This is a genomic window from Lepagella muris, assembly GCF_004793975.1.
GTDB lineage: Bacteria > Bacteroidota > Bacteroidia > Bacteroidales > Muribaculaceae > Lepagella > Lepagella muris.
Window position 1 is genome coordinate 1 of record NZ_SRYB01000009.1, and the last position, 21202, is coordinate 21202.

General features: G+C 42.3%; 21 protein-coding genes and 1 pseudogene. 1 reads left to right on the forward strand and 21 read right to left on the reverse strand.

Annotated elements, in window-relative coordinates; translation table 11 throughout:
• Nucleotides 1-83 precede the first annotated feature (83 nt).
• From E5331_RS07615 to E5331_RS07625, 3 genes are all read right to left on the reverse strand, one after another.
• Nucleotides 84-1289, reverse strand: coding sequence for a dicarboxylate/amino acid:cation symporter (locus tag E5331_RS07615; protein WP_123484424.1), 1206 nt, complete (start codon nucleotides 1287-1289; stop codon nucleotides 84-86).
• 421 nt (nucleotides 1290-1710) lie between these two features.
• Complete coding sequence (locus E5331_RS07620) at nucleotides 1711-2391, reverse strand: response regulator transcription factor (RefSeq protein ID WP_123484423.1); 681 nt, start codon at nucleotides 2389-2391, stop codon at nucleotides 1711-1713.
• Complete coding sequence (locus tag E5331_RS07625; RefSeq protein ID WP_135984393.1) at nucleotides 2378-3694, reverse strand: sensor histidine kinase; 1317 nt, start codon at nucleotides 3692-3694, stop codon at nucleotides 2378-2380. The genes E5331_RS07620 and E5331_RS07625 overlap by 14 nt, the downstream gene beginning before the upstream one ends.
• A gap of 133 nt (nucleotides 3695-3827) precedes the next feature.
• Between E5331_RS07625 and E5331_RS07630 the strand changes: the two genes are divergently transcribed.
• The gene (locus E5331_RS07630) at nucleotides 3828-4583 is read left to right on the forward strand and encodes a hypothetical protein (protein WP_123484421.1); all 756 of its coding nucleotides are present in this window, start codon (nucleotides 3828-3830) and stop codon (nucleotides 4581-4583) included.
• Between the two features lie 489 nt (nucleotides 4584-5072).
• Here E5331_RS07630 and E5331_RS07635 read toward each other — a convergent pair whose 3' ends face one another.
• The 18 genes and pseudogenes from E5331_RS07635 to E5331_RS07720 all read right to left on the reverse strand — a co-directional run bounded on the left by E5331_RS07635 (nucleotide 5073) and on the right by E5331_RS07720 (nucleotide 21196).
• Nucleotides 5073-5609 (reverse strand): hypothetical protein, encoded by a 537-nt coding sequence (locus E5331_RS07635; protein ID WP_168355175.1) that lies wholly within the window; start codon nucleotides 5607-5609, stop codon nucleotides 5073-5075.
• Nucleotides 5602-6321, reverse strand: coding sequence for a DUF3800 domain-containing protein (locus E5331_RS07640; RefSeq protein WP_123484420.1), 720 nt, complete (start codon nucleotides 6319-6321; stop codon nucleotides 5602-5604). Before E5331_RS07640 ends, E5331_RS07635 begins: the two co-directional genes overlap by 8 nt.
• Before the next feature lie 661 nt (nucleotides 6322-6982).
• Nucleotides 6983-7675: a CPBP family glutamic-type intramembrane protease gene (locus E5331_RS07645; protein ID WP_123484419.1), complete on the reverse strand. Its 693-nt coding sequence runs from the start codon at nucleotides 7673-7675 to the stop codon at nucleotides 6983-6985.
• A 32-nt stretch (nucleotides 7676-7707) separates the two neighbouring features.
• Complete coding sequence (locus tag E5331_RS07650) at nucleotides 7708-8268, reverse strand: hypothetical protein (RefSeq protein WP_123484418.1); 561 nt, start codon at nucleotides 8266-8268, stop codon at nucleotides 7708-7710.
• A gap of 2 nt (nucleotides 8269-8270) precedes the next feature.
• Nucleotides 8271-8762, reverse strand: coding sequence for an RNA polymerase sigma factor (locus tag E5331_RS07655; RefSeq protein ID WP_123484417.1), 492 nt, complete (start codon nucleotides 8760-8762; stop codon nucleotides 8271-8273).
• A 168-nt stretch (nucleotides 8763-8930) separates the two neighbouring features.
• Complete coding sequence (locus E5331_RS07660; RefSeq protein ID WP_123484416.1) at nucleotides 8931-9563, reverse strand: CatA-like O-acetyltransferase, family 2; 633 nt, start codon at nucleotides 9561-9563, stop codon at nucleotides 8931-8933.
• 55 nt (nucleotides 9564-9618) lie between these two features.
• A complete protein-coding gene (locus E5331_RS07665) occupies nucleotides 9619-10413 on the reverse strand; it encodes a helix-turn-helix transcriptional regulator (protein ID WP_135984395.1) in 795 nt (264 codons plus the stop codon).
• Between the two features lie 146 nt (nucleotides 10414-10559).
• Nucleotides 10560-10760 carry a 4-oxalocrotonate tautomerase DmpI gene (gene dmpI / locus E5331_RS07670; protein ID WP_123484414.1) on the reverse strand — a complete coding sequence of 67 codons (201 nt, stop codon included), beginning with the start codon at nucleotides 10758-10760 and terminating at the stop codon, nucleotides 10560-10562.
• A 10-nt stretch (nucleotides 10761-10770) separates the two neighbouring features.
• Nucleotides 10771-11271: a GNAT family N-acetyltransferase gene (locus E5331_RS07675; protein WP_123484413.1), complete on the reverse strand. Its 501-nt coding sequence runs from the start codon at nucleotides 11269-11271 to the stop codon at nucleotides 10771-10773.
• Nucleotides 11268-11555: pseudogene (locus tag E5331_RS07680) on the reverse strand (YciI family protein). Before E5331_RS07680 ends, E5331_RS07675 begins: the two are co-directional and overlap by 4 nt.
• A gap of 730 nt (nucleotides 11556-12285) precedes the next feature.
• Entirely contained in the window at nucleotides 12286-12636 is a 351-nt protein-coding gene (locus E5331_RS07685; protein WP_123484411.1) for a hypothetical protein, read from the reverse strand.
• A 113-nt stretch (nucleotides 12637-12749) separates the two neighbouring features.
• The gene (locus E5331_RS07690) at nucleotides 12750-13958 is read right to left on the reverse strand and encodes an efflux RND transporter permease subunit (RefSeq protein ID WP_123484444.1); all 1209 of its coding nucleotides are present in this window, start codon (nucleotides 13956-13958) and stop codon (nucleotides 12750-12752) included.
• 121 nt (nucleotides 13959-14079) lie between these two features.
• Nucleotides 14080-14694: a TetR/AcrR family transcriptional regulator gene (locus E5331_RS07695; protein WP_123484410.1), complete on the reverse strand. Its 615-nt coding sequence runs from the start codon at nucleotides 14692-14694 to the stop codon at nucleotides 14080-14082.
• A gap of 320 nt (nucleotides 14695-15014) precedes the next feature.
• A complete protein-coding gene (gene fldA, locus E5331_RS07700; RefSeq protein WP_135984397.1) occupies nucleotides 15015-15518 on the reverse strand; it encodes a flavodoxin FldA in 504 nt (167 codons plus the stop codon).
• A gap of 114 nt (nucleotides 15519-15632) precedes the next feature.
• Entirely contained in the window at nucleotides 15633-15959 is a 327-nt protein-coding gene (locus tag E5331_RS07705; RefSeq protein WP_123484408.1) for a DUF2149 domain-containing protein, read from the reverse strand.
• Nucleotides 15956-16534: a MotA/TolQ/ExbB proton channel family protein gene (locus tag E5331_RS07710; RefSeq protein WP_135984399.1), complete on the reverse strand. Its 579-nt coding sequence runs from the start codon at nucleotides 16532-16534 to the stop codon at nucleotides 15956-15958. Before E5331_RS07710 ends, E5331_RS07705 begins: the two co-directional genes overlap by 4 nt.
• The gene (locus tag E5331_RS07715) at nucleotides 16531-17235 is read right to left on the reverse strand and encodes a hypothetical protein (protein WP_123484406.1); all 705 of its coding nucleotides are present in this window, start codon (nucleotides 17233-17235) and stop codon (nucleotides 16531-16533) included. Before E5331_RS07715 ends, E5331_RS07710 begins: the two co-directional genes overlap by 4 nt.
• 1 nt (nucleotide 17236) lies before the next feature.
• Nucleotides 17237-21196, reverse strand: coding sequence for a cobaltochelatase subunit CobN (locus E5331_RS07720; protein ID WP_123484405.1), 3960 nt, complete (start codon nucleotides 21194-21196; stop codon nucleotides 17237-17239).
• Nucleotides 21197-21202: the final 6 nt, after the last annotated feature.

The window sequence follows — 21202 nt, forward strand, 5'->3', positions numbered from 1 at the left end:
ATTAAACCTTAAACCATTTAAGTGAAGCAAGTTGGAAAACTTGTGAAACTTAAATCAAATATTATTCAATATGAGTCAAGACCTTATTTAGTGAGGCGGTCGGTCACGATAGCCACGGTGGAGTCGGACCATACATTCTCGCAAGTCTCAACCATATCTATTATGGTATAGATGGGCAGGATAACTCCCAATATGGCGACTCCTCCTTCAACTCCCGACATGAGCGAGAGCGTCAGGAAGTAGCAACCCATCGGCACGCCGGCATTTCCCACTGCCGCTATCGAAGCAATACCCACCCAAAGAAGCACCTCCCAGAATGAGAGTGCCATCCCTGCGTTCTGCATCACAAAGATTGATGTTATGGCTATGAACGCCGCGCATCCGTTCATATTGAGGGTGGTGCAGAGTGGCAATACAAAACGTGCCACCTTCGGCTTCACTCCCATACGCTCCTCTGCCGAGGAGATAGTGAGCGGCAATGTAGCTGCCGAACTCTTCGTGAAGAATGCTGTAAGCAATGCCGGACCCATAGCCTTGACAGCCTTGACCGGATTAATGCCGTGGGAAAGAAGGAAGAGCGGGAGCACTATGAACATCTGTGAGCAGTTGGCGGCAAGCACAACCAATATGTATTTACCTAATGAATCCGCCACAAGACCGCCACTCACCTGCGCTGTCAATTGTGCTGCAAACGCCACAATGCCGATCGGCAATATCGCTATAAGCCATTTTATCAGTAGGAAAAGAAGATTCTGAACACCCTCTATGAAGCTCTTTAGAGTGGTTTTAGAATTGCTTTCCGGCAACTTCGAGATTCCGATGCCTATGGCGAATGCCATAAGCAACACACCAAGCACGTTGCCATCAAGCAACGGGGTGAGTAGATTATTGGGTATAACGTTAAGCAGATGATCCGAGTATGACTCACCCGAAAAGTCGGCAGACACTGCGGCATCACCGTTAGCCATGAAGTCGGCAGAGAGATTAGACGGACTCACGATATAATATATGCTCACTCCCACTGCGGCGGCAATGATGGTGGTAAGCAACGTATATGTCATGGCACATCGGAATATTTTCACGGTGCCCTTCTCTGCACCGAGATTCATCATCGTTGCCACCACCGCCACTGCAATCGTAGGTATGGCAATGAGCTGGAACAAACGCGCGAAAATCTGTGCCAAAACAGTCATGGTACTGTTGATCATTTCCACATTAAGCAATCCCAGCACCACACCCAGCACCAGCGCACCGACCCATATAAGAGTCTGCTTATTACTCTTCTTCATATCTCTTCGTTTTTATTTAAAATTCAAATCCGGTTATGAAGTTATTTTAAGTTTAAAGTTTAATGTTTATGGTTTATTTCGTAGATTTCCGTGAACCCTAAACCTTAAACCTTAAACTTCAGTGAAGTTACTTATAGAAAGCAAAGTTACAAAAATATCATGAGATTTCAACAACTTAACCTCCATCTCATAAAAATGGAAGCTTAATTGCTGCGATGTCTAAAAAAGATCGAGAGATATGTCGATTACAGTTTGTAAATATCTACAGATTACACTAACTGTGTAGTCTAAAAATTTGGTAAGGAAAGAGGTTTGACAACCGAACATTCTTCCTCGGACTCGTCTCCGGACTGTCTCGAATCAACAAAGGATTTCTATATAATAGCCGGTTTTCAACTTTACGCCGTGAATGGGATACTATTCAATCTTTATTGGAAAGCTTGTATCCGATCCCTCGGATATTCAGAATGTCAAGCGTAGAAGATGAGAGATACTTGCGGAGCTTGTAGATGAAACCATGCAGACGGTTCAAGTTGTTGTAGTCGTCATTTTGCCAGATTCGGTACATGAGTGTACGGGCTTCGACAACTTCATTCGGATGATGAAATAACTCATCAAAGATTACAGCCTCTATATGAGATAGTTCTCTGGAATTGCCATCAACGACAAGTTTTTGAGCTGCAAAATCAAGTCTGCAATCTGCGACTGTCAAAACGGAATTTTCAACAGTTGCGCTCATTCGCCTAAGCAGAGCCTTTATACGCACCACGAGTTCCGCTATCTGGAAAGGCTTGCGGATATAGTCATTGCCTCCGATTTCAAAACCATGGACCACATCATCCAATGCGGTGCGGGCTGTGAGAAAAAGCACAGGGGTATGAGGCGACTTCATACGGATAAATTTCACCATTTCAAAACCGTCCATTTTAGGCATCATAACATCGGCAACCACAATGTCGGGATATATCTCCTCAAATAGTCTTAACCCAACCTCTCCATTTTGTGCGGTTGATACTTCAAAACCTTCACGTTGCAATGCGTCTTCTATGATATATGACAGTGTGGAATCATCCTCCACCAACAGAACTTTATCTTTTCTCATCTCTGTTAAATTTAATAGTGAAAGTTGTACCCTTATTCTCCTCGCTTATCACAGAAATGCTCCATCCTTGCATTTCCGATATCTGCTTCACATAATACAATCCCAATCCATAGCCGCCAACTTCATAACGGTCGCCATCCGTGACTCTATAAAACTTATCGAAGATATATGGTAAACTCCCTTTGGGTATTCCTATTCCATTATCCGAAATAGATATTTCGTTATTGTCTCCGTAAATCTTTATCTCAACAGCATCACCCGAATATTTCACCGCGTTGTCAAGAAGATTCGATATGACGTTGCCAAAGTGCAGGGAATCGGTTGATATTTCCACATTTTCCGGAATATAAATCTCGATTTTTGCAGGTTTGCCCGCTTTCATTTCAATCATACCGACGACTTCTTCAACAAGTGGTCTTAACCGGACTTTTTCAATATTAAGTTGCATGCTCTTAAACCGCTCCATGCTCATCGAGAGAATATTCTCAATCATGCCACTGAGAAAATTGAGCCGTTGCATGATGATGGTAAGCAACCTCTTGTTTCTTTGCTCATCGCTCTGGTCATAATATCTCAGCATGGAGTCCGCGGCTGAATAAGCCACTGCGACCGGTGTTTTCAGCTCATGTGTCATGTTATGGGTGAAATCATCCTTCATCTGCTCGATAGACCTAAATTTGCCTACCCAATGAAGAAGATACCATATCAGGAATGACATCAGAAGCAGGATAACCGCCGACGTTATGATTATTCCCGCCATGCGGCGGAATATGTAACCTGACAATGGACTTATATAACCTATGACAATAGGCTCACCCTCTGCGTTATTGACTTTGATTTTCCAATGCTTCTCAAAAGCAGGAGATTCGCCGGGTATATCCGTGACCATCACATCTTCAGGTGCCAATCCAAATCCGGATAACTCCTTACGATAGATATGCTCCACGTCTGAGAAATCACGCGGATTCATATCCGGAGTGTTTGATGCTATGAAGTGAAAATACAAGCTCATGGTCTTGTCTATGTTCTCCAAGAGATTGGGGTATTCGTAACTTCCGTCAGCAGTCTTCTCACCTTGAACCATCAGTGTCAGTCTGATGAAAGAGTCATCCTCGCCTACGGATGTACCTTTCATCCGTGATATTATCTCCAGAATATCTGCCCGGCGAAGACATTCGGTTGCTGTTTGAATTGACTGCTCCTTTATGGAATTATAAAGGCTATGCAGATACACGATGTTTGCCACTACCATTATAGCGATGACAACCAATGTGGTTATTGTAATGTAGCGAAAACGTTTCATTTTACAAATTTAATGAATAAATCCAATAAATCCCTACCCGGCTAAGACCAACTAAGACTAAAGGAGGTTAGGCTAAGACTATTTTGTTTACTTTGGAGGTAATTTTGCAACATAAACAAATACCTCTTCAACAATGAAACAAATCAGCTACATCCTTTTCGCGGGATTAATCATCGCACTCATGAACAGTTGCAATTCTCTAAAACCTGTAACCTATGCCAACAGAGATTGGCATATAAGTGACTATTACGGTCAGATAATAGATAAGGACACCACTTACCGCATGACATTCGGTGATGTGATTATTCCGCAGGAGATGGCGATAATCTCCTGTGCAGATTCTGCTGCTAAATATCCAGGGATGGACAAATTCATTGCCGACATTCTCAAGACCGCCAGACTGCAGGACGAAGAGGTGTTGTTCTATTCTCCGACGCATGGAAAAATATTTGTCAAGCTGAAGAATGAGCCTCCTGCAAAGAGACCCTCATCGCTGACATCCAATATGCAATGTCTTACATTAAATAAAGATAACGACCGCCCCTACACAATGTGGGTGTATGATGACGATGTGGAGGACTGGCACCGAAAGCCGGGCGAAATGTATACATACACCTACTTTGACAAGAAGAAACAGCATATCCTTGTCGTGGATTTCTATGATTATGGCAAGACTCCTATTGCCCAGATATTTGTGATGCAATCACGAAATAAAATGACGGACAGAATGCAGCTACCGACCCAGAAACAACTGTGGGATTTCTCCAAACATAAGCTCAAAGATTATGAGCGTGATATTGAATTTTGGTCCAATTGGATTGACAGTCATAGACAGAACGCTTTTGCCAATTATAAAATCGGTCAGGAACAATTAAAGAAAAAGAAATGAAAACCGACTTACATGCACGAAGCAGTATATAACTGTTAAACTGGGCGTTACCTACAACTTCAATTCAGGGAAGGGGTTACGTTTACTGCGTATCGAGAAAAACAACGACGGCAGCCGTCTCAGAAAAGAATGATATGCACACTGCCCAATGCAACGGTATCACGAATACGTATCTCTCCCACAAAAACACCATCGTCCGGATAATACACGTCAGCAAACACAGGGATACAAAGATATTCCTGGACTACATCAAACTATCCTCCGATGAATTGAAAATCGGCAAATACTTTCGAATCTTACCTATATGAGCCAAATTGCCAACGAAATAGACGCAATAGCCAATTCAACACAGTACGCTATATTTTGATGAACTCTTTGCTTATTAAAGCGTTAAAATTTTGTAGAGTTAGAAAAAATCGCTAACTTTGCACTGTCATCGATCGAAGAACGAAAGACTTGGTTGGCCGCATTACCGTAAATGCGGTTTTTTTATGCCTTGTTCTGAAGTTTACGCATATAATAGGCATGATTGGATTGGTCAACGCAAAATCCTGTAATCAATGCGAAATTAGGATTGATGTACTCTACCACTACCATATAACCCTTTGCGCGATACCAAAAATATTCACGTTCCCGTCCTGAATTTTCTATATACTTGAATCGTGTAATACGCTTGTCGGAAGCGTTTTCCAAAATAGGTTTAATCCAATGGATACGCACGGCACGCTCCGAGCGAAACTCTCTAACGGTCTTGGCGATTTTGCGTCTGTCCTCTTTGGCATCTCTTGTTATGACATGGACAAACTTTTCAAGCAGACCATCAAACCATTCGGGCAAACTATCCTTATGAGCGCAGTTATATAGATATGGCTTCACAATCAGTTCTACCCCATCCAAATTTACCTTTTGAATAAGAACATCATTTTTGAACCGTTCGTGCAACTCCAATATTTTGTCTTTGTCGTCAACTGATAGTTCGCAATCAAAATATGGCTGCAATATTCCAAGCATATCGTTATCAGCCATTTCTTCTCTTGGGTTGAAAATCGTAGATTGCAAATTTGTCATCTCCCGGCTCTGTTCCTTCATCAAGATGGTAGCCGGATAGTTCCTCAATAAGCCTGACTATATTCATTTTAGCTTCGCTCCCGGTCAGACCTCTTGCCCTGTATGTTATCGCACCGATTATAATATCAGTAAGTTGAATAAACTGCGATTCATGTGAACGGATATTCTGCATTGATTGAATTGTGCCATCCGTTCCTAACATATTTATGAGTTCTTTGTGTATTGAGGCAAGTTTTATTTTCCCGTGATTATCCTTGAGATCAAGAAAAACACGGTATAAATTCCCGCTATCGGAGTTGTGCCAGATAGAAAACCTTATCAAACGCTCAATTACTGAATAATAGAACCGATTATATTCATCCCTCTCCAATGAGTGCGCTTGAATATTGGATTTATTTTTGATAAGGATACTGCGGAATACCATTGACGAATCAAAGAACAAACGCAAAATCTCATCATACATGGCAATATGTGTGCGGCTTACAGTATTCCACTTCAATTCATGCAGAATACCATACTTACTTTTCAGTCGTTTAAGCTCAGTTTTATATGTTTCAAGATATTTGTCCGGCACTATTATAGCGCCGATGCACATGACATCACTATTGTCAAATTGCAGATGACAACTTTCGTCACAAAATATCGAGTATGCCTTTTGCGGTTGTTTCATAGTGCAAAGTTAATAAATTTTCGTCAATAATATCCTGAAATCCAAATATTATGACTAACTTTGCTACATGCACGACATCGTTGCCTAAAAATCCGATATAGCAATGGAGCCCCAAGCAAAGATAATAGGCATATCCCGTCATCGCCTCTCCACCGACGGTGATGGAGTTCCCGGCTGATTTTCAACAGATGCGCCACTTCAAGCGCCGTTATCAGCGTCACCATCGGCATCGGAGCTTCAATTCATATTTCAAGAGCGTATGCTTACGTCGTATCCTATCACCCTTTGTCTGTACCCCAAAATGCCTCAACAAATATGCCGACGAGTAACCGGAGCAGCTATTGCCAGTTTGAAATTCTATTTTGTTATCCTTGGACACAATAGCTTTTTCTTCACTCAATGGAAAGGATAATCTGGGAGTTGCCTAACCTATATAGTAAGCATCACCGATAGTCATCACCAATAGGTAGATAAAGGTAATACCCAGTAATCGTTTCGCGACAAATAAATATATGATGGATTTCCTCAGAAAGAAGACTTACGCAGATGAATATTCTATGAAACAAGCCATAAATCTCCTACGTAACCTTGGGTCGTCAAGAGAATGTTTTCATAGGAACAAAAGCCATAAACTTAAGAATAGTTTTCATTTGTGATTATTTTAGAGTGAACATATTATGATAACAGGAGGCAGATTGTTGAATATATGGAACCCTACAGCCCACCAAAATCCCAAATTGACTCTCAAATATGCACATGCACATCCGGCAAAAAATACGACTGCCGTTACGCACAGACAATAAGGGAGTAATGAGATTGAAATATTGCTGAAAGCCATTAGATGCATAATGGCAAATACTATTGATGAAATCCAAATAATTGGCACTTCAAATCTTTCTTTGACCTCAATCCATAAAGTCTGCTTAAAATATAAATTCACAAAAAGGAGTATCATAATCGCCGCAATGCTCCAGACGGCAAATTCAATGGCTGAGAAGGAGTATATGTGTTGCCAAATTACCGCGATGGGTATCAATGATAATGATATGGCAATCTGCCACTTTTTAAAAGAAAGTCCCAATCTGAAAATCCCCTCCTCCAATAAAGGGGCTATAACCAACAATACCATTAACATAAAAGGCACTGATCCCTTATTTGCGACTTCAAACGGGTTTCCTCCAAACGAAGTCAATTTCTCCGCATCAATTTCATTAGCCTTATAGATGGCTGTGCATGTAATCAAGATTCCTGCACTTAATATTCTCGTCACAAGCCAAAACAAAAAGGCATACCCTAAAATCCATTTCTTTGAATGATAGATATAGTCGTCTGTACGGGAAAGGATGTATCTCATTATATGTTTTTATTAGTTTTTATTAGTTTTTATTAGTTTATATCGCTATATTCCGACCCTGATAACCTGTTAATCAAAGTTATGTTTTTATTATATAATCGTAGTTCAATAATTGACGTTATTACTATAGCAATTACAACTAAGACCATTCTCCAATTACCAAGAAACGGTGGCAGAAAGACTAACCAACCCATTAGAATGGCGAACACTACGGAAAATATCAATTCAATATTTTTGTAGTATTTTTTTATTTTGAGGGTTGCTTTCATAATTTCTGATATAGAGAATTCTGATATAGAAACCTTTCTGATCATATTAATCAGATATATTTCCGCCATAATCGCGATAATACCCACTATTCCAAACGATACAAGCCATGATATTGGAAACAACATCGGTGCCCATAAACGGGATGTAACAACCAATGGAAAGCTTACCACAGAAATGGTAAGACTGATGATGCAACGCCGTAATAATCGCGTTTTATAATCGGTTTTTGACTCCAAATCAGGAATATCAGAAGTTCCCGTCGAGGCTTTTTCAATATGAGGCTCGACAGATTTCCATGTTTTTTTTAAATCTTCAAGTTCCATATTTATTTTGTTGAGAGTTTTTCTTTTATCCTATGTAGCCGCGAGGCAACCGTATTTCTGGGAATACCCATATTTTCAGCAATTTCATCATAGCTTAATTCATCCAGCCACATGAGTACCAAAGCCTTGTCAATAGGCTTAAGTCTTGAAATGGATGAATAAAGCCATTCAAGTCTGTTTTGTATATCATGCTCCGAATCATCCTCAAATTGAATATATGGCATTTCTTCAAATGAGAGCATACGAACTTTCGGAGTAAGCCTCCGGAGTGAGAAAAGACACGTATTCAAAGCGACTTTGTAAACCCATGTAGATTCCGAGGAATCTTTTCTGAAATGACGATAAGCCTTGAAAAGTGAAATCAGGACCTCCTGCCTCAAATCATCAAACCCAACATCCGTTGTCGCATAGAAGAAGCAGACACTAAAAATGATCTTTTCGTGTCTTCTTACCATAGCGGTGAAGGATTGATTATATTCTGAAGGATTGTCCATGATTTTTGTTTTACAAGGTTAGTTGCTGAATTTACCCGAAAGTTCCACAATGGTAAGAAAAAATTACACAACTCATTATTTTAACATTTAACTGTGGTGACTCTACTAAAATTCGGATAAGGTCACACAATTCACATTTTATGAAGATTAATAATCCGGATGCTTTGATTATTGTACACGTAAGTGATGAACATTGTTGATCTCTTTTTGCAACAAATCAAGGAATCGGGCTACATGAGCACCATCCATTTGGGCATGATGGAATTGAAACGACACGGTAAGCTTGGTTTTGAATAGCTTTTTCTTGTATTTTCCCCAAATCATGAACGGATTATTAAATACGCCGCTGTACATTCCCACCGCTCCATCTATCTCACATTCCACCAATGCCGATGTGCCGATGACCATACTGTCTGCTATATCATGATTCTCACAGCTTTCAGCAACTTGCCGTGTAAGCCGAAAATAATCACTGTTGAATTTCTCTATATCGTCTGAATAAGGTATGTCGCACGAACTTACTTCTCCGACATTATTTGCCACAATCGTATTGACGGCAATTGAATCAAACCTGATAAGTCTGTTGTCGACCGGGAGCATATAGAACTCCTTTATCTGTGAGGCGGATCTACCGATACACCAGCACATCAGCATATTAAATTTAAGCCCTCGTTTCCTGCTGATTTTCAACAGATGCGACACATCAAGTGTCTTTATCAGCGTCACCATCGGCATCGGTGCTTTCATCCACATTTCAAAAGCGTATGACCGCGACGTCTCTTTTGGATTTACTTCCTGCATTTTTTACCGCAAAATTACACCTTCTGCCAATAATGCGATAGAATAAATGCGACATTTACACCGGTGAGGAAAATAGGTCGGAATAAATCGGCTGCGTGACAATCAGCTTGGATGGCGTCAACCCGGAATACTCCCGACATTCACGGATGAAATGTGACTGGTCGGAATAGCCGCTGTTAAAGGCAATATCCATGTAATCATGATTGCCGGTCTGCATAAACCACAGTGACTTTTGAAACCTTACAATCCTTGCATATTCCTTTGGCTTCATTCCTACTGAATTGAAAAACACCCGCTCAAATTGTCTTTTCCCAAGGCAGGTGGCATAAGCCATATCCCTTACCGTGGTCTTACAATCTGAAAACAGCATACTCAATGACACTCCGATACGAGTGAAGTCATATATGCGTTTTTCATTCAATCTCGAAATCAACCACTGTTCAATTATGCGGATGCCATCTTCTGCGCACCCTGCATCAAACACCCTACGGGCTAAATCATTAAGATCTGAATCTCCAAGATCAAATCCATCAATCTCATGATTATAGAATGCAGATATGGGTATGTCAAAAAGTGTGGCGGCATGGGGCTTTAACACAACGACAATCATCTCCGTGTCATCGGTTGACTGCAATGTGGCAGGAAAATTCACCTGTCCGCTTATGGCAAACTGAGGTTGATGCGTCCGCAATTCAGATATATACAGCGATCTATTGCGGTGGAATATCAACTGCGGACAACCAACGGGAAACGTCAAGGTACTCAACTCCTTCCGACTTCGCAATATCCAATAATATCGGATGTAGGCATCAAGTGATCTACACGGTCGAAATATCAATAATCCACACATGATTTAAGCAGCCACTTATTCAAGACTAATCATTTCAATGTCGCCTGACTGAATCGCAGGTATGTACTTTTTGATTTTGTCCACAGGACAATTACACCTCACCCGTCCGCGGATATATTTTGTTAGTCATATCAATCTTCCTTCATTCATGGCTTGTAGTTGCGTTTAATCTCGTCAATCGACTTTCCGCCGATGCCGAAATTCTCATCCGGCAGCTCTTTGATAGTGACAGTGAAGAACTGCGCTGGGATATGTGTTATCTCGGATGCCGTTGTTGTAAGTCGCTCAATAAGCTCTTTCTTCTGTTCAGCGGTCAGTCGTCCGCTTTCAATGGATATGTATGGCATAATTTTATAATTATAAGTCTAATCGGTAAGCTCTGCTCCCGACACCTTCGTAAAGATAGTTGTCTATGCTGCTGAATCCACACTTCTCAGCCACTTTTTGCGATGCTATATTTCTGTTGTATACGGTTATAAGCAGTGATTGAAGACCGATATTATCACGACAATAGGCTACCAATGCCTCCAATGCCTCCGTTGTGATTCCCATATTCCAATATGGATGACCAATCCAATAACCGACCTCTCTTTCGGAGGGTTTTGTTTCGTGATGTTCGTCCCCAACCGGAACAAGACCGATACAACCTACCGGCTCACTGCTCTCTTTCAAGACAATTGCAAAGCAATCTGGATTGGACATAAATATTTTTTCAATCACTTCGCGGCTCATCTCAATCGAAGTATGAGTCGGCCACAATGCCAATTCACTTACCCGATTGTCCGAAGCATATTTATAGAGAACTGAAGCATCTTCAACTCGCCAATGTCGCAATATCAGTCTTCCGGTCTCAATCATAACAGAGATTTCAAGCTATCGTTGCAGAACATAGTCGGTGTAAACTCTACAATCTGATAATCGGCAATGGCGTTGATATGGAACGGGTCTTGCTTTATCAGGGCATCGACCGCCTCGCGGCTTGCCACTCTCATCATTATCACGCCTCCGACGCGCGGTGTCTACGGACCGGAAGTAATGAAATTTCCGGCAGCATAATTCTCAGCCAGATACTCGCGATGAGCCTGAAGATATTTGTCAACCTCACTCAGAGGCTTCTTATATGTAAGTATTGCTATGAACATATTGTTTCTTATTATCCAAAATGTCGTGAACCAACATGCGTCAATCCAAATGCAAAGTTATAAAATTATTTAACGTTCTTAAAATTCTGGGAAATCTAAAAATTTAAACAACATCAATTGTCGGCTCAAATAATTTGATTAACTTTGCATCAACAGATTCCGCCGCGCTTAGGCTTTGCATGCGTACCAGGCGGAACTTTTATTTCATACTACATCAAACTATCCTCGGAGGGAATAGCCGACGAATTGAAAATCAGCGAATACCGATAAGACTTCTCAACATGCGCAAAATTACCGCAATGTCAAACAAAGATTACAAGATGTGGTGACAGACGTCTGTATGTCAGTAAATTTTGTAATTTTGCATTTGAAATGAAGCCTATACAAAACGGACAAATATCTAATATTGAAGATACTGAATTTGAAAATCTTGTAAACCGTATTGTAATTTTGGTCTCATAGACCAAAGCCAATGTTTTGAATCAGATTGATATTTCCACCACTGCGTCTTTATGTTTTGTTTTACCCATTCTTAGAAACTGTATTTCAGTTTTAACCATATTTCCGAGTTTTTTGAATACATAGCAAAAGAACCATTATCGGCATGAAATAAATCATATCCAATAAAAGCATGTATTTGGTCTGTCAGCGCATAATCTGCATATAGCCGGTTGTAGATTCCTCCATTTGTTAAATCTACATACGCAAATGTTGATACATTAAGTGTATTTCAGAACAGATCCTTAGCAATCCTCAATGTCGCTAATCCGGAATTCCGATAACCGGCAATGCCTGTTGAAAAACCTGCTATATATTTATGAGAATACTGTGCGGCTATGGTCCAGTCATTTCCCGGATACCAGTCAATGCCAATCAAGAAGTTAAGGGTATTTTTCTTCTGTGGATTCGTCTCAATTTGAGTCGGGGTTTGAACCTCTCCAAGGTATTCAGCAAATTCACTGCGAACCACGAGTTTGCCCAACGGTAACGAGGCATCAGCCCCAAGCATTGTCATCCTATCATACACGCCATTGAAAACCAGACTTCCATCCTGTGACACTGAGCCTGCAAAACACGGCATTTTATTCCATGTCCGCATTGCTGACACGGAAAAATCTATTCCCGGTAAATATACGCTGAAACGTCCTCCGTATTCAGAATTTATCAGTTTTTTTGAAGGCGTGCAATCCAGATTTATAGAGTATGGATGTTCCACCCCCGGAAAGGATATAGCCCACGGATTAGTGGGGTCGATAGGCAGCTGGAAGAATGATGATATAGGGTTACCAATACGAACAGGACACATAGCGATGTATTTACGCCTATCGCCTTGACGGGCCTGATATTAACTGCGAGGAAAGACAGCAATGACACAATCGTGGTCATTCCACAGAAGAATGTCGGCCAACCAGTTTCCTCGATTGTTTCAATGACAGCGCCCTTACGTTGTCCGTGGAGCCGCATCCGTTGCTTGAAGAATGAGAATATATGTATGTTATAGGCTATTGACACCGCAAATGCAAGCATCACGGGTATCATTGTTGTTGCAGAATCCACATACAGCCCAAGCCATCCGGCAACACCGAATGTCAGTGTCAGACCACCGAATGTTGAAATGAACGGAGCGATTATCCCCTGCCAAGAGCGGGTGGCAATCAACATGACAATAATGGAAATGGCAAGGGCAATCAGTACCATGCGTTTCATGTCCTCGCCAATGAATTTCATTTTCTGCTGGTTGACAAACGGCATACCTGTCGCTTTCGGATTCAGTTGAGCGTAGCATGATTTGGAAATTATCTTTTCAACTTCCGCACCTGTTATCAAGTCAGGAGCTATTGTTCCCTCTTTCTTCCATACAGAATCCTCTGGAAACGGACGAAGTTTAACCATAATCCAAGACAATCGACCATCCTTTGACACGAGCTTGCGGGCGATTTCAGGCTTGCTGTAAGCCAAAGTCCGTATTGAATCCAATCCGGCTTTGTCTGTCGGTATGACATCCGGGACTATTTGCTCTATCGCCATACCCTCATCGTTACCGACAAGAAATTCTATATCGGTGAGGGAGGTAATCTTATCCACATAAGAGATGCTGTCAAGCAACTCATTGGATAAAGCCCGGAGTGTGGTCAATGCTTCAGGCGTAAAGTGGTTGTCACACTCTGTAAGTACCCCGATGAAATAGTCGTTGCCGAAATGAGCCTTGAATTCATCGGTTTTGATTAACATTGGATCTCCTTCAACGAAATAGTCGTCAAATGATGTTTCCACCACAAGGTGCTTAAGACCGACGATGCCGCCCACAATGGCAACGGCAAATGTTAGTAAGGCAAGCCAGCGTACTTTCAGGAGTCGCTTAGCATAACTGCCAAATTTTTTGTTGATCATTTCTATTTTCATAATCACTATATTGGTTGATTTCAGGCTGTCAATAATGAACAATGTCTTATTTTGTTCAATAAAAAAGGAGAGAATTCCAAATGTGAAACTCTCTCCAACTCATTATGATATATTGGAAACTCTAACCGATGTGCAGTATGTTTTTCCATCCGTTTATTTCAAATTTTATATATTCCTCAATTACACGAACCATAGCATCGCCGGTTATACGGTGCATAATAATTTCCTCAAACATTGTGAACATCCATACTGTATGAAGATGTATCATGAAATCACTGACATCAATATTCATATATGGATGCTTCTTCTTATTATCCGCAAACCATGATTTAACCTGTTCAGTGGCTTTATCTGTGAATTTAATTTTGAAGTCCTCCAAAGATGAACCTTGCGCTTTGAAAAGAAGAATTTTTAATAGTGTCCTATTTCCTTTTAGTATGATCATGTAGTCAGATACGGCCGATACAAGATAATTTTCTTGTGTCATGGATATTGCATCCTGTCCATATTCTCCATGATGCTTATCAAACATCGCATAGCAGGCTGATACCACTGGGGCAAGGACGGCGCAAAACAGCTTATCCTTGCTGGGATAATAGTTGTAGATATTGCCCACACCAACTCCTACTTTGGATGCGATGCTCCTCATGGAAGCCTTTGCATATCCTCTTGATGCGAACTCTTGTCGAGCCACATCAAGAATTCTGTGTTTAATATCTTCTTTTAATATCTGCATAAACAAACGACGTTCTGTTTTCGACTGCAAAATTACATTATTTCAATGGAATACGCAATACCTAATATTAGTTAGTAAACACATTGCGCTACAAGACAATAAAATAATGCATCAACAATGAACATCCGTTGAACAATGTTCAGTATTTGAATTTCTAAAACATAGTCTACCTAATTTTAGGAGTGCTGCCGACATCATATCTTTCAATTTGTACTTATCATTGATTGCTTATTGAAGAAGCAAAGAGGACGGGCATTGCTGACCATCCTCTTCTGAATATATTTTGGGCTTTACGTAATTATTCTTGCATGATGGTCTAATTAGAGACTCGGTTTGATTTCATCAACCCATGCGGCAATACGCTCGTCGGTCTTATCACTTTCATTGTCTTCGTCAAGAGCAAGTCCGACAAACTTACCGTCAACAACCGATGTAGATTCATCAAATGTATAGCCGTCGGTCGATACGGCACCAATCATATTAGCTCCTGCATCTTTGGCTGCATCATAGAGTGTGCGCATAGCGTCACAATAAGTGGTGCTGAAACCACAAGAGTCTCCACAACCGAATACTGCGACAGTCTTGCCGTTGAGGTCAGAAGCCTTGATGACCTCAACTCCGTCATACCACTCATCCTGAAGGTCTCCGTTTCCCCATGTCGAGGATCCGAGCAGCAGATTATCATACTCTGCAATCTTAGCTGCATCAATCTGTGATGCGCTGAAAACATCGGATGAATTGACACCCAGTGCTTCAGCGATTTTATTGGCCACTCCTTCGCAGTTTCCTGAAGTAGAGCCATAGAAAATAGCTGTCTTTTTCATTATTTCTTGATTTCTTGTTGTTAATTTCTTATGCAAAATTACTGACTAAACGGCAACTATGAAATCCCTAAAAGTAGGGTATTTTTGTTTTGTCAGTTCCAAAATTCAATGTAATTATTCAGGAACATATATAATTTCGCCGTTTTCCAATTCGTATGCCACTCCCACACGTTTTCCCTTTTTATTATCCTTGGAGGATTGATCCTCAGATGGAGTGTAGCGGTTGATTTTTTGCCCCTCTTTTGTGATGATCTCCATATTATCCTTGCCGGGATTCTTCACCATAGTGAAATCGTCCTGTGAGAACATCTCTGTCATATTGTAACGGCTGACAAGCGCAACCATCAGAGCTACAGCAAAAACCATTGCAACATCAAATAGGTTGCTGACCACGCTCATGGGGTCAATATCCTCCTGTTGACGCAATAATCTCCTTCTCATAATTGTGCGATGTATTCAAGGTTGGTGAGATCCTGAAACAGCCAACGTTGGCGCATCTGGAGTACAATAAAGCCGATGGCACTGATCACAAGGCCTATCACTGTTGTTGCAAAAGCCACCTGCATATTGTAGGCCATAGATGCAATGTCACCCTGTGCGAGACCGGCAAGAGCGGGTCCCATTGGTATGAGTGTACCCATCAGGCCGAGTATAGGACCGAGTTTACCAAGTGTCTTAGGTGTTGACAGTTCCTTGTCCACCGCAATTTCGAAATCAGCGAGTAACCTGTCTGTCAATGCCCTATTCCCTTTTGCCTCGACAATTTTCCTTATATAAGGAATGACAAGTGCATTGCAGTTATCGGGTAACGACTTGACAAAATCATCGAGATTGTCGGGCGTGAGCCTGTCAAGATGGGAATTGACAAAACGTTGTGTGCGTTTCATGGCGAGATACTGACCGAAGAAAGAACCGACGAGAATCAGCGCACGGACAAAGAAATAGATAAGCAGGATTACTACAGGAACCAATAGTCCCGTGGAGATCCAATACATTACGTCTGAGATATAGATCATAGTCTGTTGATTTTTTTGATTATTCTGTTTAATGAGTATTTATTGATGAGAAAACCGATTAGGCCTCCGAATAAGGTAATTGTGAATACTCCAAGCAAAGCATCCCAATTTATATCGGACACACCTCTCACGGCAGTCCTTCCATTGACTGTGGCTATCACCCCCATCATTGCTATCAGAATATTCACTAAGAATAGGATCTCCAATCTTATATCTTTCTCAGGCAGCAGATATTTTATCAGCCGTGACATAAGAAAAATCAGTGATGACGCAACCACGGCGACGGACCATCCTACAATTCCAAAGGACACTCCCGGAAAAGAGAATACTGCCTGCACGACCGTGTAGAAGAGTACGGGAAATATCAGTAATCCGGGAAAAAGACGCAGGACACGATAAGTGCGGATGATAGTTTTCCGTACCTTACCTGCGGTCATGAGTTGCGCGGAAAGCACTGCGAATGAAATCTGCATGAACACATCAATGAATAGAATTACCGATGTGTCAAGCATCAACCGGGAATTTTGCAGCCATTGCTGTATCTGTGTGCTTGATTGCTCAATGGCAAACGGAGTGGAGAGTCCGATGAAAAGGAGGCATAAACCACAAATGGAGATACTTACCGGAACTTTTTGGAAAGTAAGTTTCAGCACGAAGCTGAAACTTACCAATAACATCAATATAAGTACGACAGTTTCCATATCATTCCATATCTTTTGCGGAATTTCTACGCCGTTTAGCCACCACAACCAGAAGGATTATTAAAGCGGCCACAGCCACTGCGACAGCAACCTTTCCGACATTGCCTACCGTGGCATGCTCCACATTGTTCATTTCCTCTTTTTTCATGACCATGCCATCGTCGGCAGACTGCTCTGAAGCAGATGAAATAGTGGCAGACATTTCCTGATTAAGATTTTCCAGATTGTTAATCTGACCGGCATCAGGCTTCCAATACCCTCTTTCAGCAGCTTCTTTCATGACCGTAGTCATCTGTTGCATGGCGGAAGGATTTTTGTCCTTGAAAAATTCGCGGATACCAAGATTGTGCTTGTCGTTGACATACACTTCGTAAATTTCACTCCACATCTCCGGATCAATCGCCGCAGGTTTCATCACATTCCATCCGTATGTATTCTGCACTATCTCTGCAAAAGTCGATGCGTCGCCCGCGCCGCCTTTCATCTTTTCCTTTATATATGTAGGATTGAATATGGTGGAGCGTCCTTCCACACCTATAGCCTCTTTCACTTCCTGCATACGGTAGTTGGAACGGTTGCGGTAATCGCTGAGATATGCGTCAGGATCCTTGCCCGTGACATTTCTGACAGCAAGGTTCATACCACCCATAAACTCATATACATGGTCAAGGCTAAGGGTTCCCCACGTATTGGATTGCCGGGGTTGGATGACTGCATCGGTATTAGTCAGGGCTGCCTCGAAAGCATACTGTGTGAAGGCTTCCCAATTATCCTCATCGCCGTAATAAGCGCCCATATTGTTGAGATAAGTGTCGGCTATCTCCGATTCCTCTTTCCATTGGTTCCCTTGCACCATCCCTTGTATTCCGGTCCCATATCCACCGTTAAGGCCTCCGAATACACGGTATGCCGCTATCGCGCGGGCTTCTTTAGGAGATATGCCCCGCTCGACAAGTTTCCTCTCCGAGTCGGTGATACCCTGCGCAACCTGATTTTCATAATTGTCATCTTTAGAGGCGGCAGCCATCTCAACAGCGCGGTTTATCAGGAAAAGACGGGAGGCAGCTATATCGCGCAACTGTCCGCTGGTCTGCACAACAACATCTATCCTCGGTCGTCCAAGTTCATCGGATGGAATGAGCCGAAGGTCTGTGACCCTGCCGAAAGCGTCTCGGACCGGTTCCACTCCTAGCATATAAAGCACCTGCGCTATGGTAGCACCTTCTGATTCAATAAACTCTCCGCTCCAGAGCGTATAGCTGACTTTCCGCGGAATACTGTCATTATGTCGCTTGCGGTACATATCGATCGTATTCTTGGCCATCTCCACGCCTTTGTTCCAAGCTGATTCACTTGGTGTTGCCTCCGCGTTTATTCCGAACAGGTTACGTCCTGTTGGAAGCGAGTTGGGATTTGCTATGGGATCCCCTCCCGGTGATGGCTTGACATACCCCCCGGCGAGAGCGTTGATCAGCGATGTCAATTCCATTTCAGGAGATTGTCTCAGTACATCTGAGTAATTGGATATATTCTTCAATGTACGCTCCACTTCCATAATAGCTGCGGCCTTGGCTTTCTGCTCAGGTGTATACTCAGGCATTTTCATCTTCATGTCGGCATGAGGATTGGATTTTTTACCTACTGCATTACCTGATTGGGATGTTTTTTCTCGTTTGGCAAGCATTGCCTTCTTCATCTTCTCCAACTGCTCATCGGATGCTCCCATCTTTTTGGCTGTGGCCATCGCCTTCACGATATTCCCGTTATTCGTTTTCGAGCCTTCTTTTCTTTCCGGCATAGCACGTGACATCATCATTTCCATCATTCGTTGGGGAGCATCTTTCATTGAGACTATCTCACGAGCTTCATTCAGTTCCTCAGATGATATTCCTGCAATGTCACATATTTCCGAATCAGACACGGGGTGTCCGGAATTGAGTTTTGCTGCCACGATGGATTTGGCAGGTTCAAGATAAAGACGGTTGAACAGACCTTTGCGTTCCGTTTTTTTTGCCTTTGCTGGATTCCGCAGTTTGTCAAGAGCAAGCAGACTATAAGCAATGGGATCTACAGACATGGCAAAGACGCTTGTGCCTATTCTCGCATCCTCGTATGGAACTCCCATGACATAAAGCTGTCCGGTAATCTTTTCAGCGGCAATCTCTTCTGCAAAATTTTCGATACGGAGAATGTCATCCTCTGTATAAGGAGTTGATAATATGCTGTCCAGTTCAAGATCGCGGTGCAGACCTAATTCAACTGCCTTCTTCTTGACATCAAGGGATGTTGCTTGTGAAGGATTCTTAAAGTATACCTCGACTTTATCCATCAGCCCTTTATACTCACCCCGCAGGTTGCTTTCAAGGAAAGGCGGGGTCAGATACGATTGCAGTGCAGCGTAGGAGCGACGCTTGGCAATCATTCCTTCCCCGACATCAGCTATGGAATAGATATAGAAGTGAGGGAGAGGTCCGACAAGTCTGTCGGGCCAGTCCTGACTGCACAGCGCCACTTGTTTGCGTGGTGTGAACTCCAGACTACCGTGTGTGCCGAAATGGATGAGGGCATCGGCTTTAAGTGTGTCTGAAATCCATTTATACGTACTGATATAGCTTTCTTCTGGATCTTGATCTGTGCCGTGGATTATCTTGAAAGAGTTTTCCCCTTGGTTGGGCAATGGCTGGGGCACTATGGCCACATTTCCGAAAAGGATTCTACGGTCTGCCTGCACCATCTTCTCAAGTTCAGCAGGAGAAGATGGTAGATTCTTCAGGTAATAACCCTCTTTGCCCAATCTTGACAAGAGATTATACAGTGACGGGCCGACATCCATGCCTGCCGCCGACATAGCCGATACCCCCGGTCCTTTGTAATATACGATAGCGATCTTTTTATCCTTGTTCGGCGTGCGCTTCAGAGATATGTGGTTATTCACCGTCTCTACAAAAGTGTCAAGACGTCCGGGAATAGCTTTCACCTCGCGTATTCCCTCATCATTCTCATAATGGGCGAACAAAGCGTATGGACGTATGCCGCCGTCAATTTCAGGAGTGACAACACTTTGTGAGAGAAATCCTCCGTTCATACCCATCTTGTCAGCTTCCCAATCTTCCTGAAGCTGATTTGCATTCACCGGACAGAACAGAGGCACATTATTCTCCGAAAGATATTCAACCATATAGTCACCCATACGGCCATGAGCCATATTTATAACAGCGGCAACAGAGATGGAATCTGCATGACCGTCATTTATGAACTTGCGCATATTCCATACGCGATAGACATTGTTGCCCGATTTTTCCAATGCGGCAATCAATTCCGAGGGCTCGCCCATTTGTCCGGTTATTATGATATTCGGAGCATTGTCGGCAATAAGATTTCTGGATTTCAGATAAGTTTTGTATTCACGTAAAGTGTTAAACCCTATCTCCTCAGCATCAGGATCGTCCACATCAGGATGCGAGAGCAGGTATGACTGACTTTCCACAGGTTCTTCTGGCTCATTTGTGAACATGGCTTTGCAGTCTATGTAGGTGCGCACATATTCAAGCAGATTTCGGTAATTTGCTCTGCCTCCTGAAAGATACTCCTTCAGATCATTTACCATCAATGAATCCACTGAGCAGATATTGTTGTCGGGATTGGTGGCCATAGTGGTCAAAACGGGAGTTCCATTTTCAGCAGCCTTACGGATGATAGTCCGCTGCTCCTCTGTTATCCGCAGCCCCATCCCGTTTATGAAGACCATGTCATAGTCACCGACATCATCAATGTCATCGGTGGAAAGTTCCTTGATCTTTATAAATCCGTTGGTGTTGGCTTTAGCTATCTGCCCCAACTCTATGGGTTGATAATTCAGGAATGCAATTTTTGTGGGCGAGATCCATTTCACCCACGAAAAAATAAATACAAACACCAAAAGTAAAACGATTGATCCCAGTATAATCTGTTTTTTAGTCATTTTTAG